Annotated in this window: 15 protein-coding genes and 2 pseudogenes; 4 read left to right on the top strand and 13 right to left on the bottom strand. The window is 66.8% G+C overall.

All coding sequences use genetic code 11. The annotated features are described in order from the left end of the window. Positions 1-36 precede the first annotated feature (36 nt). Genes QGN30_RS19375 through QGN30_RS19385 form a run of 3 tightly spaced genes read left to right on the top strand, consistent with a single transcriptional unit; the run spans position 37 to position 4,092 of the window. Entirely contained in the window at positions 37-1,221 is a 1,185-nt protein-coding gene (locus QGN30_RS19375) for an amidohydrolase family protein (RefSeq protein WP_038535393.1), read from the top strand. Between the two features lies 1 nt (position 1,222). Further along, a complete protein-coding gene (locus tag QGN30_RS19380) occupies positions 1,223-2,467 on the top strand; it encodes a cytochrome P450 (protein WP_038535391.1) in 1,245 nt (414 codons plus the stop codon). After that, positions 2,467-4,092, top strand: a complete 1,626-nt coding sequence (locus tag QGN30_RS19385) for a class I adenylate-forming enzyme family protein (RefSeq protein ID WP_038535389.1) — start codon at positions 2,467-2,469, stop codon at positions 4,090-4,092. The genes QGN30_RS19380 and QGN30_RS19385 overlap by 1 nt, the downstream gene beginning before the upstream one ends. Here the strand turns inward: QGN30_RS19385 and QGN30_RS19390 are convergent. The 5 genes and pseudogenes from QGN30_RS19390 to QGN30_RS19415 form a co-directional block, all read right to left on the bottom strand. After that, positions 4,079-4,309, bottom strand: a complete 231-nt coding sequence (locus QGN30_RS19390) for a hypothetical protein (RefSeq protein WP_165576438.1) — start codon at positions 4,307-4,309, stop codon at positions 4,079-4,081. The two genes, QGN30_RS19385 and QGN30_RS19390, sit on opposite strands and share 14 nt — an antisense overlap. Continuing rightward, positions 4,263-4,965: pseudogene (locus tag QGN30_RS25780) on the bottom strand (MIP/aquaporin family protein). The gene QGN30_RS19390 and the pseudogene QGN30_RS25780 overlap by 47 nt, the downstream one beginning before the upstream one ends. A 168-nt stretch (positions 4,966-5,133) precedes the next feature. Further along, positions 5,134-5,630 (bottom strand): annotated as a pseudogene (locus tag QGN30_RS19405) (Dps family protein). An 836-nt stretch (positions 5,631-6,466) separates the two neighbouring features. Beyond that, entirely contained in the window at positions 6,467-7,030 is a 564-nt protein-coding gene (locus QGN30_RS19410) for a MarR family winged helix-turn-helix transcriptional regulator (protein ID WP_225331754.1), read from the bottom strand. A 76-nt stretch (positions 7,031-7,106) separates the two neighbouring features. Then, positions 7,107-7,229 carry a hypothetical protein gene (locus tag QGN30_RS19415; RefSeq protein ID WP_263656984.1) on the bottom strand — a complete coding sequence of 41 codons (123 nt, stop codon included), beginning with the start codon at positions 7,227-7,229 and terminating at the stop codon, positions 7,107-7,109. 79 nt (positions 7,230-7,308) lie between these two features. On the opposite strand from QGN30_RS19415, the gene QGN30_RS19420 reads away from it, so the two are divergent. Next, positions 7,309-7,815: a pyridoxamine 5'-phosphate oxidase family protein gene (locus tag QGN30_RS19420; protein WP_051473050.1), complete on the top strand. Its 507-nt coding sequence runs from the start codon at positions 7,309-7,311 to the stop codon at positions 7,813-7,815. Positions 7,816-7,937: 122 nt separating this feature from the next. On the opposite strand, the gene QGN30_RS19425 is transcribed toward QGN30_RS19420, so the two are convergent. From QGN30_RS19425 to QGN30_RS19460, 8 genes are read right to left on the bottom strand one after another with little or no spacing between them, the layout of a single operon-like run. After that, positions 7,938-8,777: an enoyl-CoA hydratase gene (locus QGN30_RS19425; RefSeq protein ID WP_038535386.1), complete on the bottom strand. Its 840-nt coding sequence runs from the start codon at positions 8,775-8,777 to the stop codon at positions 7,938-7,940. Next, positions 8,774-9,607, bottom strand: coding sequence for an acyl-CoA thioesterase (locus tag QGN30_RS19430; RefSeq protein WP_248923585.1), 834 nt, complete (start codon positions 9,605-9,607; stop codon positions 8,774-8,776). Before QGN30_RS19430 ends, QGN30_RS19425 begins: the two co-directional genes overlap by 4 nt. Continuing rightward, positions 9,604-11,235: an AMP-binding protein gene (locus QGN30_RS19435; RefSeq protein ID WP_038535384.1), complete on the bottom strand. Its 1,632-nt coding sequence runs from the start codon at positions 11,233-11,235 to the stop codon at positions 9,604-9,606. Before QGN30_RS19435 ends, QGN30_RS19430 begins: the two co-directional genes overlap by 4 nt. A 2-nt stretch (positions 11,236-11,237) precedes the next feature. Further along, a complete protein-coding gene (locus QGN30_RS19440) occupies positions 11,238-11,978 on the bottom strand; it encodes an SDR family oxidoreductase (RefSeq protein ID WP_038535383.1) in 741 nt (246 codons plus the stop codon). After that, positions 11,978-12,790 carry an enoyl-CoA hydratase/isomerase family protein gene (locus QGN30_RS19445; RefSeq protein WP_038535380.1) on the bottom strand — a complete coding sequence of 271 codons (813 nt, stop codon included), beginning with the start codon at positions 12,788-12,790 and terminating at the stop codon, positions 11,978-11,980. The genes QGN30_RS19440 and QGN30_RS19445 overlap by 1 nt, the downstream gene beginning before the upstream one ends. Then, positions 12,787-13,791, bottom strand: a complete 1,005-nt coding sequence (locus QGN30_RS19450; RefSeq protein ID WP_225331755.1) for an acyl-CoA dehydrogenase family protein — start codon at positions 13,789-13,791, stop codon at positions 12,787-12,789. The genes QGN30_RS19445 and QGN30_RS19450 overlap by 4 nt, the downstream gene beginning before the upstream one ends. After that, on the bottom strand, positions 13,788-14,906 hold the full coding sequence (locus tag QGN30_RS19455; RefSeq protein ID WP_038535378.1) for an acyl-CoA dehydrogenase family protein: 1,119 nt from the start codon (positions 14,904-14,906) through the stop codon (positions 13,788-13,790). Before QGN30_RS19455 ends, QGN30_RS19450 begins: the two co-directional genes overlap by 4 nt. Before the next feature lie 15 nt (positions 14,907-14,921). Next, positions 14,922-15,920: a dihydrodipicolinate synthase family protein gene (locus QGN30_RS19460; protein WP_038535376.1), complete on the bottom strand. Its 999-nt coding sequence runs from the start codon at positions 15,918-15,920 to the stop codon at positions 14,922-14,924. Positions 15,921-15,965: the final 45 nt, after the last annotated feature.

Below are 15,965 nucleotides of genomic sequence, written 5' to 3' on the forward strand. Positions count from 1 at the left end.
GCATCGCATGCTTGGCCGCGCACGAGGAGGAGTTCAATGACGTCGCGATTGGGATTTCCGGTCTTCGATGGTGATAACCACATGTACGAGACACGCGATGCGCTCACCAAGTTCCTGCCGCCGGAGTACCACGGCGCAATCCGGTACGTGGAAGTGGATGGACGCACCAAGATCGCCACCCTGGGACAGATCAGCGACTACATCCCCAACCCGACCTTCGACAAGGTCGCTGCGCCGGGAGCCCAGGAGGACTACTTCCACAACGGCAACCCCGAAGGCAAATCGCACCGCGAGATTCTGGGGAAACCAATCGAGTCAACCCCAGCGTTCCGTGAACCAGCGCCTCGCCTGGCGCTGCTCGACGAACAGGGCATCGACAAGTCGATGATGTACCCGACGCTGGCGAGTCTGGTGGAAGAACGCTTCCGCGAGCACCCCGAGGCGACCCACACAATCATTCACGCCCTGAATCAGTGGCTGCACGAGACGTGGCAATTCGACTACAAGGGCCGCATCTTCACCACGCCGATCATCACCCTGCCCATCGTGGAGAGGGCCATCGACGAACTGAACTGGGTGGTCGAGCGTGGTGCGCGCGCCATTCTCATCCGGCCGGCGCCGGTACCCGGGCTCCACGGCCCGCGTTCATTCGCCCTCCCCGAATTCGACCCGTTCTGGAAGCGGGTCGTCGAGACCGGGGTGCTGGTCATCATGCACGCCTCGGATAGCGGGTATTCCCGCTATGCCAACGACTGGGAGGGTTCCGGCGAGTTCCGGCCGTTCCAGCCGTCGCCGTTCCGCTCCTACTACAGCCTGGCGCGCAACCCGGCCGAGGACTCTGTTGCGGCGCTGGCCTGCCACGGACTGCTGACGCGGTTTCCCGAGCTTCGGATCGGCATGGTGGAGAACGGAACGACCTGGCTGCCGCGGCTACTAGAGAACCTCCAGGACACCCGCAAAAAGATGCCGCAGCTCTACGCCGAGGATCCCGTGGAGGCGATCCAACGCTGCATCTACTTCAATCCGTTTTGGGAGGAGAACGTCGCCGAACTCGCGAAGCTGGTGCCGATCGATCACCTGTTCTTCGGCTCGGACTATCCTCATCCGGAGGGCTTGGCCGATCCGCTCAGCTACCCCGAGCGGCACCCGGAGCTGAGTGACGACGAGCTCGCCATGGTGATGGGCGGCACGCTGTCGAGCATGATGCGGGTCGGCGCCTGAGATGTCGACTGATCGCGGTGCGGGGTCGGCCACCAAACCCCGCGAGGACGGCTCCCCCATCGAGTTCGACCCGTACTCGGATAGTTTCTTCGACGATCCGTACGACACCTATCGCTGGATGCGCGACGAGGCGCCGGTGTATTACAGCGAACGCTGGGATTTCTATGCGCTGAGCAGGTATGAGGACGTCGTTGCCGCACACCGGGACTGGGAGACGTTTAGCAGCGCCTACGGGGTCACCCTGGACGCGTTGTCGATGCGCAGGAAATTCGACGAGCTCAACATGCTGATCCTCTTGGATCCTCCGGAACACGAGCGGCTGCGCAAGCTGGTGCGTCAGGTGTTCACTAAGGCGGCGATCGCCAACCTCGAGCCACTCGTGACCGACGTCGTCACCTCGTACGTCGACTCCCTCAGCGGCAAAGACCAATTCGACTTTGTGGCCGACTTCGCGGCGCTGTTCCCGGTGGAGATCATCTCCTCGATGCTGGGCGTTCCGGCCGGGGAACGCCAACAGATCCGGCTCTGGACCGACGAGTTCCTGCACCGCGAGAAGAACAATCCGTTCGCCACAGAGAGCGGAGTGGCGGCCTCGGCGGCGATGGGCGAGTACTTCCTGGACCTCGCTCGCGAGAAGCGCCGCCGGCCCGACGACCTGATCATCAGCCGGCTGGTGACCGCGACCTACGAGGACGAGACGGGAGTGACGCACCGGCTCACCGACGAGGACATCGCCACGTTCGCGGTGCTGCTTGCCTCGGCCGGCAGCGAAACGGTCACCAAGCTGGTGGGCAACGGCATCATGGCCTTTCACAACAACCCCGATCAGTGGCAGCTGGTGCTCGCCGATCCCGGACTGATCCCCGGCGCGATCGAGGAGATGCTGCGCCTCAATCCGCCCTCGCAATATCAGGGGCGGTTCACCACCCGCGACGTGGTGCTGGACGACGGCACCATCCCGGCGGGATCGCCCACTCTGCTGGTCACCGGCGCCGCGACCCGTGATCCCCGGGCCTACGACCGGGCCGACGTATTCGACATCAGGCGGGGCGGCGCGACCACCCTGGCCTTCGGATACGGCGCCCACAGCTGCCTGGGCTCCTGGTTAGCGCGGCTCGAGACCCGAGTCGCCTTGCACGCGATACGCGAGCGCTGGCCGCGCTTCTCGGTGAACACCGAGGGTTTGCGGCGGGTGACGATGTCCAATGTGGCTGGCTACTCACACGTTCCGGTCCACGTCGGCTGATGAGCGCGGCGCAGACCGCGCCGGACGATCCGGCATACGCGGAACTGCCGGGCAGTGTTCCCGAACTGCTGTCGCGGCGCCGCGCGCAACCTGACGGCGAGTTCCTGGTCACCGACGGCGAGCGGCTGAGTTTCGCTGAGGCCGACGCGCAGTCCAGGACGCTCGCCGATGCGCTCCTGGCCTCGGGCGTGGGCAAAGGAACCCGCGTCGGCATCCTGTTCCCCAACTGCGCCCAATGGCTCATCGCGTGGCTGGCCGCGGCACGCATCGGCGCGCTCACCGTCCCGTTGTCGACCTTCGCGCCGGGCGCCGAACTCGCTCGGCTGCTGCGCCACACCGACACCCAGGTGCTATTGATGGGCCGCTCGATCGCCGGCCACGACCTCGTCGCCCGCGTCGCCGACGCGCTGCCCGGCCTGGCCGACGGAGACGGGGAGATCGCCCTCGAGGCTGTCCCCTACCTGCGCCGGGTGCACGTCTGGCCCGCCTGCGACCGGGCGTGGGCAACGCCGTGGCCCGCCAGCTTTGGCCCCGTCGCGCCGCTGACCGGCCCGGCCGAACAGGAGGTCCGACCCGCCGACGAGCTCGTGCTGGTCACGACGTCCGGGACCACGGCGCTACCGAAATCCGTCGCGCACACCCACGGCAGCCTGGTGCGTCACGCGGCCATCCTGGCCCGCCACCGCGGCGTCACCGCCGCCGACCGCATCTATTCCCCGATGCCGTTCTTCTGGGTAGGCGGACTGACCATGGTGGTGCTGCAAGCGCTGTCCACCGGAGCCGCGATCCTGGCCCAGGACGTGTTCGACGCCGGGGCCACGCTGGCCCTGCTCGAACGGGAACGGGCCACCTTCATCTCGTGCTGGGCGCAGGCCAGCCAGGCCATGGCCGACCACCCCGATTTCGCTAAGCGCGACCTGTCCAGCGTCCGCGGCGGCACCATGCTGCAGGCCCTGCCGCCCGAACGTCGACCCAGCGAACCAGAGCTCACCCCTAACCTGCTCGGCATGACCGAGACCGGCGGCCCGCACACCATGGTCGAGGTGCCCGACGCCCCGCTTCCCCCGGAACGGCGCGGCTCCTGGGGGATACCGCTGCCCGGGCTCGTGGAGCACCGGATCGTGGACACTGCGGGTCTTGCGGTGCCGCAGGGGCAGGAGGGCCAGATTCAGGTGCGCGGCCAGATCCTAATGAGCGGGATCTACAAACAGGAACGCCACGAGGTGTTCACCGCCGACGGCTGGTACGACACCGGGGACCGCGGATGGTTCGACGACGCCGGGCACTTGCACTTCACCGGTCGCGCCAGCGTCCTCATCAAAACCGCCGGGTCCAATGTCTCTCCGGCCGAGGTCGAATCGGTCCTCGACGCCATGCCCGGCGTGCTGCACAGCTTCGTGGTCGCCCTGCCCCATCCGGTACGCGGCGAAGTCGTCGGTGCCGCCGTCGTGCCGGCGCACGGCGCCCAGCTGTCCACCGACGCCGTCGCCGCCCATGCCTGCGCCAACCTCTCCGGGTTCAAGGTGCCGACAGTCATCGCGATCCTCGCCGAGAGCGAACTACCGATGCTGCCCACCGGCAAACTCGACCGCCAGGGACTCGTGCGAGTCCTCAGTGGGGATTGACTCGTCGGCGATCTGATCGGCGAACGAGCATGAAATATGAAGTGGAACAGGCGATCTCTGACACGATCTCTGTTCCGTTCCAGCTTCGCGGCCACAGCAGCGAGACGGCCATACCCACCCCGGCGCCCAATGCGGTGTCTTCGATGCGCAGCAGGCCGATCCACCAGCCGCTAGGGGCCATCGGGTTGAGGTTGATCACCGTTGTCAGCGTCATCATGGCCGGTGACTCCAGCCGCGGCGCCGGCGATTACTTGGGCGACCAGATACACCCACCGCGTCGACCAGGCGAACATCCCCATTAGGGCCGCGCCGACGGTGACGGACGGGTTGAACGCGCCACCGGAGATCGCGCCGACCGCGAAAGCGCCTGCCAGCACGGTGAAACCGATTGCCAGGCCGAAGTAGGAGTTGTCCGGATGGCTTTTGCTCGTCGCTACATTGAGCACCACGTAACACAGGGCGAAGGTGAACAACAGCTCCACCACGAATGCGGCCACCAAAGCGTGACCGGTCAGCGTCATCGTCACGGTTCCTGTCCCGTGCCGGATCAACGATCCCACGCACCACCACAGCAGCCAGCAGCCCGGCGCCGAACTGCACGATCCAGTACATGCAGGCGTCACGCACGGTGATCCGGTGCCGCACCAGCACCGACAAGGTCACCGCAGGGTTGTAATGCCCGCCCGAGATGTGTCCACCGGCGTAGACCATCACCATCAAAAGCGCACCGATAGCAAGCGGGGCGAACTGGCTGCCGCTGCCGACTGCCGCACCGACCGTGAACATCAAAAAGAACGTGCCGATCGCTTCGGCGACGTACTTCACTCCCGAGCGAGGTCCGCTGACGACTTCGGTTGACTCTTCGTCAGTCATGAGATTTTCCTTCTGGCCGCTGGTGGGTCGGTACTTCTGGTGGCCGCGTGGTCTTTATGCTGTCGCGATGGTGACAGCGCCCTGCCGGCCGGACAGCGAGACGAAGACGCCGAAATGGTCCCCGTGCCAAAACAGCGGCAACCAGCCGACGCGGACGTCTTGCAGGCGTTAGATCTTGCGGTTCTCGGACTTGATCATCCAGGCGAGCTTTTCCAGCGAGTCGAAGATCTCGTGGAGCAGATCGCTCGTGGTGGGGTCGTCGGCGTCGACGGCGTCGTGCACGTCACGGATGGTGTCAACCACCGCGTACGTCTGGGTGGTAACCAGATCGACGACATCGCCGGTGTTCACTTCGTTGGCCGGGAACCGCGGCAGGCTGGTCGTCGCTGCGACCGTGTCGGACCGGCCGTCGGGAACGGCGTCGAGGGCACGCATCCGCTCGGCGATGGTGTCGCTGGCCTCGCGGCGGCATCGACGAGCTCGTCGAGCTGCAGGTGCAGGTCGCGAAAGTTGGAACCGATGACGTTCCAGTGTGCTTGCTTGCCCTGCAGGTGCAGCTCCACGAGGTTGACTAGCACACGCTGCAGATTGGTGGCCAGTTGTAGGGACGCCGTGAAGTTCCGGATGTCGTCAGGGAAACGACGGTTGCCACGCCGATAGGTCATTGGGGCTGCGGTCATGGGTCAGGTATCCTTCGAGTAATTTGCTTGCGCCAACAATTATAGGCTGGCGCCAACAAACAAGTGCTCATGGCAAAGGCCAATTGGTGGCGCCGGTAACGCGAGAGCGACGTCGAGAAGATCGACCGCAACCACCCTGGGGTCAGCGCTGGCGGCCCGCACTCACAAGCTGGGCACCGAAGGCGAATGTTGGTCGGCGGCAATGCGTTAGAGCGCACAGTGCCGGGGGCGCGGCACCCCGAATCCTGGCACGGGGCGGGAAGCCTGCGTGCCGGCTCCTACCACAATGCGGCGTCGAATTCGCGCATCACGGCCGGGAAGGCCGCGGACAGAACCCCGATCAACCTTGGCCTTCCTGAGCGGTCAGCGGCGGCACCGCACTGCTGCGTGTCATGTCGGCAGACCCAAGGACTTGCTTGTAGGCGCAAGCAAGCATAAACTTGCTAGCGCAAACAAGCTGGACGGGCGCAGACATGAGACGTCCGTTCATCTGAAGGGGAAGATGACATGACAACTCAGCAACGCCGACTGATCACGAAAATAGCGGTCAGCGCTGCGATCGCTCTCGGCTCCGTTGTTGGGGCAGCCCCCGCCAACGCCGACCCGAACGCGATCGGCGGCACCAACCCCAACCCGTTTAGCGGCCTCAGCTGTAGCTGCCAGAAGACAGCCCCAGCCGACGGCAGCCTAGCTCAGCGGGCGGAAGGGATAGAGTCGGGAATCCGTGCGGGTCTCTCTGCCCGGTTGCCGGGACTCCCGCCACCGACCCAGCCCAAGTAACCGCGTCGGTAGTAATGCCAACCCGGCGCGGTGCGATCCGTTCAGGCCGTGATGTGTCGCCCCACCGGGGTGTCTGGTGATGGTTGACCGGGAACTGCGTGCGGGTCTCCGCTAGCGGCGGCCGCGATGCGTTCGAAGGCATCGCCGATGGTTTTGAGGTCGACACTGTTGAGGTGATCGAATAGGTGGCGGCGCAGGCTGACGACGTGGGTGGGGACGGCTTGCTCCAGTCGGGTGAGTCCTGCGTCGGTGAGCACAGCGTTGTAGGCGCGGGCGTCCTGGGATGACTGCTCACGGCGGACCAACCCCTGGGCCTCCAGCCGCCCGACGGTACGGCTAATCGCGCTCAACGACTGCTGGCAGCGCCGCGCCAGTTCGCTGAGCCCTAACGTGCGGTCGGAAGCCTCGGACAAAAACATCAACGCGACGAATTCGGCGTGCGACATGCGGTGCTCGCGCTGCAGGTCAGCATCGAGTTGCCGCATCATGGTCATAAAACCCGGGTGCAGGGCGCGAATCACCTTGACTTCACCCGGGCTAAGCAGCGTCGCCCCTTCGATCTTCGTACTCCGTGCTCTCTTGCTGCCCGACTTACCAGCTGCCATGAGTCTCAACATACGTAGTATCTGTTCGCGCGAGCAAGTAAAGCGCCGACTTAAGCACGGTAAGCGCGTCCGGTTATCAGGGGGCTAATCTCGGCAGCAGGATGGCGACCAATCCGTTGGCGTGAGCGTCGATCCACTTGGGGTTCTTCGGATCCTGGCCGGTGAGAAGCCGGAATTCGGGGGCGTTCACACAGACCACGAACCGAGACCAAGATCGCGCTTCGGTGCGTCTGTTGCCGCTGTCGAAGGATCCGTTCCAGGCGCCGACGGACCGCGACATGCTGCCCTCTGAGCGGCGGCTGTTCGTCCAGACCCACCGCACCTGTGTATTCGGCTACGGCCGCCGATCCGACGGCCCAGCGATGTCGATCGTCTACTACGTCCCAGACGACAACGGCGACCTGCTGATCGCGACCATGGCCGATCGAGCCAAGGCTAAAGCCGTGACCCGCAACGGCAAAGTCGGCCGCTGTGTACTCGACGAGACTTGGCCGTTCGCCTACGTGCAGGTCTATTGCGACGCCGTCATCGACGACGACGAGGAAACCCTCATCGATGTGATGATGGCGGTGGCTGAACGCATGTCGGGTCAGCCAGTACCCACCGAGCTACGCCCCGCGGTCAAAGCGGTCGCAGAGCAGGAAGGCCGGGTGCTGCTGCGCTGCCGGTCCTACGCTACCTTCGTGACGCCGCCGCGACACTTGCACAGCAACGACCAGCAGGAACTGGCCCACTGGGCCTCGGCGTCGATGCCCTGGGACGCTCCCGACACGCCGGCGAACTGATGATCGATGTAACCGAGAAATGCCCTCGGAGCGCGTCACAGCGGTCATCTACGACGCCGGCGTGAAGCCCGCCAGTGTCGCAAGGCTTGGCGCTGATGCGGCGACCCTGGCGCCAAACCTCCTCACTTGCTGCGGCCCGCGGCCTTCATCCGTTCCAGGTCGGCCATCACGACGGTCTGGCCGTTGGTCGCGGCCAGGGCCCGGGTGTGGCCGAGATGATGCATGTCAAAACATGACGCGACCGCCGTCGAGAAGCCCATGGTGTCCAGGGTGTGGTTGACCGCCCGCTTAGCCATCCGCAGCGCCCAGGGATCGGTTTCCGCGACGCGGCGTGCGAGATCCATTGTGGCGGAACGCAAGTCGTCCAGCGGTACGACGTGGTTGACCATCCCGCATCGCAGGGCCTCCTCGGCCGTCACCGAACCGGCGGTGAACAGCATCTCCTTCGCCTTCCGTGGCCCGAGTTCCCAAGTGTGAGCGTGGTATTCGACGCCCATGATGCCCATCAGGCCGACCGGGTCGGAGAACTGCGCGTTGTCCGCGGCGACGATGAGATCGCACGGCCAACACAGCATCAGCCCAGCCGCGATGCACTTGCCCTGCACCGCGGCGATGGACGGCTTTGGGATGTCGCGCCAGCGCTTCGCATACTCCAGGTAGCCGCGGGCCTCCCAGTCGTAGTAGGTCTCCGCGAGCAGCTTGCCATCGGTGCGCTTCGGACTAAGGCTGCGCCCGTCGGCCGACGGATCGGTGCCCGACATGTCGTGCCCGGCGGAGAAGTGCTTACCGGTGGTCTGTAGGACGATGACCCGAACCTCGGGGGCCTCGTCGGCGCGCCGCCAGGCAACGTCGAGATCCTTGAGGATGCCCGGGGTCTGGGCGTTGGCGGCCTCGGGGCGGTCCAGGGTGATGACCGCGACCCGATCGTCGACCTCATAGTGGACGAAGTGTTGAGCTGTCATGGCTGCATTCCTTTCGGGGGGGTCCTCACGACGCTTTCCTGCGCGAACGACGCGACATGTGTTCCGGACTGGGTGTAAACGTCTCCGGTGCCGAAGCCGCGGCCACCGACCAACCGCACGCCACGGATCTGCACCCGCAGCCACTGGGCGACGTCGAACGGCTGGTGAAACCACACCGAATGGGTGACGACGCCGGTTTGGACGCTGACGTGGGCGTCGCGCTGGCTGACCCCGGGCACGGCTTTCAGCAGGGTGCCGATCAGCGGCCAGTCCGAGATGTAGGTAATGACGGGTTGGGCAAGCGCGGTATCGGTGAAGTCCGGGCAGCGCATCCAGAACGCCAGGTCCGCGCCCACGGCGTCCTCGACATCCAGGCCGTCGCCGATCAGGCGGGCTTCGCCCGGGATCAGCGCGAGGTCAATGGGTTTGGCGGCCATCGGATCACCGGCTGCGGCGGCGCTGTATTGGTAGTCGTACCCTTGCTCGGTTGGGTCGGCGCGGTCGACGAGGATCGACGCGGTCGCGACCACCCGGCGGTGGGACTCCTGGCCCTGCCACGCCACCGCACGCCGATGCCCCAGCGAGCGGCCGTCGTGGGTTTGCTCGAGGTCCAGGTACAAGGGCTCAGCGGCGCGTCCGGCGCGGGGGAACGCGATTTGCAGTGACTTTACCGCCTTGGCCGATCCCGGCGGTGCGGCGGCCACGATGAGCTGAGCCATGATCTGTCCGCCGAATATCCGCTCCACGCCCGGGTCGGGAACGGGCAGCACGGTGCGGCCGTCGGTGTCGTCGCCCAGGGTGAGCATGGCGCGAAATTGATCGAGATTCATCCCAGCCTTTCCTCCGCGGTTGCGACCAGCTCGAACTTCTTGACCTTGCCCGACGGCGTCATCGGCAAGGCGTCGACGAAATGCCATGCGACGGGGGTCTTTTGGCGGGCCAGTCCGGCGGCGTGCAGGTGACGGGACAGGTCTTCGGCGGACGCTTGGCCCGGCTGGTCGAACACGACGAACGCCACGGGTACCTCGCCGAACCTTGCGTCGGGTCCGGGCACTACGGCTGCGTGGCGCACCGCCGGGTGCTTGACGAGCAGGTCTTCGATGTCGCGGGCGGAGAACTTCTCGCCGCCGCGGTTGATGACGTCCTTGACCCGCCCGGTGATCGTGACGAAGCCGGCGCCGTCGACGAGACCGACATCCCCGGTGGTGAACCATCCCGCGTCGTCGAGGGCCGCCCGGTTGGCGTCAGGATCGAGGTAGCCGAGCATCTGCTCCGGTCCGCGCACCAGCAGTTCGCCCGCGCAGCCCGCGGCCAGCGGCTCGCCATCCGTCCCGACGACCCGGACCTGCACCCCCGGCGCGATCGCGCCATCGGTCTCGGCGCGCAGGTCGAACGGATGCGCGCGGTTCATCACCGTCACCGTCGGAAGCTCGGTCATGCCGTACACGCGCGCGGCCGGAATCCCTTGTTCTTCGCTGCGTTCCATGACCGCGCGCGGCACCGCCGCGCCGCCGCAGGCGAACATCCGCAGCGGCAGGTGCACGCGGGCGGCGCGGGCGGCGTCGGTCAATTCCTGCAGGAACACCGTCGCCCCGGCCGAATAGGTCACCCGGTGCCGCATGATGTCGGCCACCGCGACGTCGGCTTCCCACCGGTCGGCCAGCACCGCAGAGGCGCCGACCTGCAGCGGGATGGTCATTGCGTTGAGCACACCGGTGATGTGCTGCAGCGGGGCGGCCATGTAGGCGACGTCCTCCCACGACAGGCCCCATGCACCGGCGAGCTGGCGGGTTTCGGCGAGCAAGCTACGCGAGGAATGCGCGGCGGCCTTGGCGCCCGAAGTGGTCCCAGAAGTGAAGAGGATCAGGCAGGGATCGTCGGCCGCAACGTCGGCGGATTGCTGGCGGCTGCCGTGCGAGACCACCGCGTCGAACGGCGACCAGCCCGACCGGGTTCCGCGCAGCACGACGCGGGCGACGTCGGCGAGGCCGGCCCCGCCAAGCAGGTCATCGAACGCTTCGGCGTGGGCGAAGCCGCGAAACGTCTCGGCGGTCACCACAGCCGCCGGCCGTACCTGCTCGATGACCTGACGCAGCTCGTGTTCCCGGTAGAACGGAGCGATCGGGCAGCTCACCGCGCCGGCGTGCCACACCGCCAGACCCAGCACGTGAGCTTCCCACCAGTTCGGCGTCTGCCAGCAGACCACGTCACCGGGCCCGACACCCACTCCGCCCAGCCACGCGGCGGCACGTTCGACCACCTCGAGCAGCTCCTGGTAGGTCAATTGATGGCCGCCTTCGATAATGGCCGGCCGTGAGCCCCACTGACGGGCGGCACGGACGACCGACGCAGAAATCGTCTGGTCGCTGATGTAGCCGAAGCGGCGGTATTCGGCGAGGCGGTCGGGGGCAACCGGCGGCGCCACGATATCGGTTGCGGTGAGTCGAGTTCGGTTCATCCTCATCCACCCATGCTCATTCCGCCGTCGACGGTCAGGACCGCGCCGGTGACGTAGGAGGCGAGGTCGTCGAGCAGAAACGCGACAGCGTGCGCCAGCTCCTCGGGACGGCCCCAGCGTCCAACCGGGATCATCGACGTCACCGCGTCCCGGTCGGTGTATGCCAAGTCGGCGGACATATCGGTGTCAAAGCTGCCGGGGATGACGCAGTTGACGGTGATGCCCTTGCGGGCGACCGCGCGAGCACACGATCTGGTCAGGCCGACGATGCCGCCCTTGGCCGCGCCGTAGGCAACCTGCACCGGGCTGCCCAGCAGCGCCGTGACCGAGCCGATGTTGACCACCCGCCCGAAACGCTGCTGGCTCATGTGCGCCAGTGCGGCCTGGCTGAGGAAAAACGCCGCCGACAGGTTGACCGCGAGCTGGCGTTGCCAGTCCTCGGGGCTGACCTCGCTGAGCCGTTGCTCGTTGACCATCCCGGCGTTGTTGACCAGATAGTCCAGCCGCCCGTGCTGCTCGAGAACCTCGGCAACGAGCCGCTGGCAGGATGACGGCTCCCCGACATCGGCCTGATGCAGCGTCACGATGGCCCCGCACCGCGAAGCCTCGTCGCGCACCGCGTGTGCGGCGGCGTCGTCGCGGGCGTAGGCCGCGGCCACCGCGACACCGGCGTGCGTCAGCCGGTCGGTGATCGCACGACCTATCCCCCGGGTGCCGCCCGTGACCAATGCGACACGGCCCATTACGGGCTCCCCGCGTTCTTGGCTGCCACTCGTGCGCTCAGCCGCTCCAGCAACACGCGATGCTCCTCGGTGTCAAAGCACTCGCTTTCGGCGCGGGCACAGCGCGGCAGTAACGGGGCGACGCGATCGATGTGGAAGTTCAGCAGCTGGCGTGCCTGCCGGACGGCCTGCGGCGGGAGCGCGGCGAGGCGGTTGGCCAGCCGCAGTGCCTCCTCCAACACCTCGGATACGGGAACCGCGCGGTTCACCAGCCCCAGGCGGTGGGCTTCGACGCCGCTGACCCGGTCCCCGAGGAGCAGGTGTTCCTTGGCGGCGGACAGGCTGGTCAGCAACGGCCAGAGCAGCAAACCGCCGGCGCCGTCGAGCAGTCCCAGCGAAACCCGCGGATCGCTGAGGAAGGCGTCTTCGGCCATGACGACCAGGTCGCATAGCAGCGCGACCGTGACGCCGGCGCCGACCGCGGCGCCATTGACGGCGGCGACGGTCGGAAACGGCAGGCGCGTCATGACCCAGAACAGTTCCTGGTGGGCGGCCAGCACGGTGTCGCGCAGAGAGCGGTCATCGCGCATCGCGCGGATGGTCTCGAAGTCCCCGCCGGCGCTGAAGGCGTTGCCTTGACCGGTGAGCGCCATCGCGTGCACGTCAGGGTCGTCACGCAGCGCCAGGACCGCGCTGAGCAGGGCATCGGTGATCTCGGTATCCATGGCGTTGGCCTTCTCGGGCCGGGCCAAGGTCACGCGCGCCACCGACCCGAGACGGTCGACGACAACGGGATGGGCGTCCGTGCCGGACGGATCGCCGCCGCCGCTCACAGGTCCACCAGCCGGGGAATCGCCCCGACCGAAATCAAATGAGCGCCAATCACCCCGGGCAGTTCGCTGGCCGAACCCAGCACCGAATCCAACACCAGCGCGCGGGCCAAGAAGCGGTGGAAGGGATGCTCGGCGGTGAAGCCGACGCCGGCCAGCACCTGCTGGCACTGAGTGGCGGCGATGCGGGCTGCACGCCCCGCCAACGACTTCGCCAACAGACCCGCCAAAACGGCGTCGTCCGCGTCCCAGGCCGCCGCGAGGGCCGCGGCGGCGCCCTCGCGGGCGACGTGCGCGTCGGCCAGGCGAGTGCGAACCGCTTGAAAGGAGCCGATGGGCCGGCCGAACTGCACTCGGCTGCGGGCATGGTCGACGGCCAGGTCGATCATCTGGCCGACCGCACCGACGATCTGGTATCCCAGTGCCAGCCGGCCTGCGGTCGCCACCGCCTCCCAGGCCGCAACGGCCTGCTCGCCCGCCAGGATCACGTCGGCCAGCACCTCGACGCCGGTGACTTCGGTCATCGCCAACGCCGGATCAAGACCATCGATCCGCCGTGTCGAGACCCCCGAGGACTCCTGCAGGCCAATCCAGGCCAGCTCACCGCCGATCGCGACCGGCGCCAAATATCTCGGGGTCGGCTGCGCGCCGATGACCAGGCCGCGCACCGCCAGCATCTCGCCGTCAGCCGCGCCGACCAGATCGGCACCGACGCCCGGCAGCACAACATTGCATCCTGTTGTCGCCCCAGGCAGGTATTCGGCCAGCGGTCGCAGCAGGACATCCTGCAGCGACGTCGACATCGATCCGGTTCGACCGAGCGCGGTGAACAGCGCCGACACCGCATCCCGGGGCGCCTCGGCGAGCAGGTCGGCGAACCCGAATGCATCGAGTGCCTGCGCAAGCTCGGCTCCGTCGAGTTCCTCCGCCAGTCCGCGGATCGTCGTCGCCAGCAGCGCCCGTTCGGCGGCGTCGATGGTTTGGGCCTGGGAAATGCGAGTCACGCGCTTCTCGGCAATCCGAGCAGCCGGGAAGCCACGATGTCTTTCTGGATTTCACTGGTGCCCCCGTAGATGGTGGCGGCGCGCGAGTAGGCCCATTCGCGGCGCCACGCCCGGCTGCGCGCGGTGTCGTCGATTTCCATGCCCCCGCGCAGTAGCTCGCGCGCCGCGTCGAACACGGCCTGATCGGCGGCGGCGATCATGATCTTGTCCACCGAGGCTTCCGGTCCCGGCAGATCACCCGTAGCGATGCGGTCCTGCGTGTTCTTTGAGGTGGCGCGGAAGGCCCACAACAGCTGGTAGGCCTCGCCGAGCGCCGACGCGGACGCTCCATCGCGTGCGGCGTCGAGGAGCAGACGGAGGTGGTGGGCGAGCCAAGCACCGCGCTGCCAGAAGATCGGGCCGCGTTCACAGGACAAGATGAACTGCGCGACCCGCCAGCCGGCGTCGAGCTCACCGAGCAGGCGCTGCGCGGGGACCTCAACGTCGACGAACGACGTCGAGCAGAATTCGTCGACACCGGCCATCGTCTCGAGTGGGCTCGCCTTCACCCCCGGCGAATCCATGTCCACCAGAAATGCGCTGATACCCCGCGATCCGGGACTGCCGGTACGGGCCAACACGACGCATCGGGTGGCGTGGTGGGCCCAGCTGGTCCACAATTTCTCGCCGTTGATGACCCAGTCGGCGCCGTGCGGGCGCGCAGATGTCCGCATCGATCCCAGGTCGCTGCCCGCATCGGGCTCGGAGAATCCCTGACACCAGAACTCTTCACCGCGTAACAGTCGCGGGAAAATCTCCTCGACCAGTTCGGGCCGGCCGAACTCGGCCACCGCCGGCCCGAGCACTTCGTGCATTGACCAGGATGTGGTGTGCACCAGTGCTCGGCCGGTGAGTTCCTCGCCGAGGACGGCGCGCAGAATCGGCGAGCCCCCAAGGCCGCCGAGCTGGGTCGGCCATCCCCAGCGCATCCAGCCGGCGTCGAACAGCAGCCGCTGCACTCGACGTTGGTGGTTCAGCTGGGCGTCAACGCTTTGGTCCTCGATCGCGGGGACCAGCGCCTCTCCTACCTCGTCGATCCAGGCTCGCACCCCGGCGCGAAATTCGCGCACCTCCACTACAGCTCTCCGTTCTCAGGACTCGATGAACCCAGAGGCGACATAGGCCTGACGGATCGGCTGCTTCAGGTCGTCGGGGAACGCAGTTTGCGGCGGCCGGGCCGGGTGGTCGCCGACGGGCAGTCCGAGCAACGAGGCGCCGAATTTGAACCCGGCTCCCCAGTGCGTGAACATTCCGGGGCGGGCGGGATGGGACTGATAGCGGCGGCTCGCCTCGCGCATGGCGGTCAAACCGGTCTCGGCCGCGAAGGCGTCGGCGCGCTCGAAATCGCCTTGTATCAGCAGTGCCCGCCATTCGCTGAACAGCAGCGCGCCCGGCTTTTCGTAGAGATAGAGCGCCGAACCCAGCGCTCCTGGGTGGGGTATCCCTAACCGGATCCCGGCCTCGTCGGCCGCTTCCCATAACACCATTTCCGGGGCCAGCCGATGGATCGCGAGGCTGTGCTCCGCGTCGAGCAGCCCGTTCTTCAGGCCGCACAGCGCCGGGATCTCACGGTAGAGCTCGACGCATTCCTCGGGGGTTAGGACCAGCCCTGTCGAGTGGGAGTTGAAGAAGCCCAGCGGCATGTCGGTGCGGTCGGCGACGTAGCGCAGGTATTCCAGCACACCGGGCTTGCCGGAGCATTCGAAATAGGGCGTCAGGATGTAGCAGATGTCGGCGCCCAGCTCTTGGGCGTTCAGCGTGAGCTCGACGGCCTGCTTGGCGGTGTCGGTGCTCGACATCACCTGCACCAGCGCGTGGGGTTTGACCCGTCGGGCCTCCTCGATGGCGACGCGGACTACTTCTTTGAGTTCGTCGGTGGTCAGCGACCAGAATTCGGCGATGCCACCGGTCAGCCAAATACCGTCCTGGTCCAGCTCGACCAGGCAGTGCCGCACCAGCGCACGCAGTGCCGCGTAGTCGATTTCGTCGCCGTCGAGGCCGCAGAACGGGGTGTAGAGCGAACTGCAGTTGCCCCACAGGTGCTCCGACGCCCAGTCCTTCGCCTCTTTGCCGGTGACACCTGAGACCACAACCGACTCCTTCTGCACTATTGCCGGACGCGAGTTTCTCGGGCC

Source organism: Mycobacterium sp. 3-98 (assembly GCF_035918355.1).
GTDB classification, from domain to species: Bacteria; Actinomycetota; Actinomycetes; order Mycobacteriales; family Mycobacteriaceae; genus Mycobacterium; species Mycobacterium intracellulare.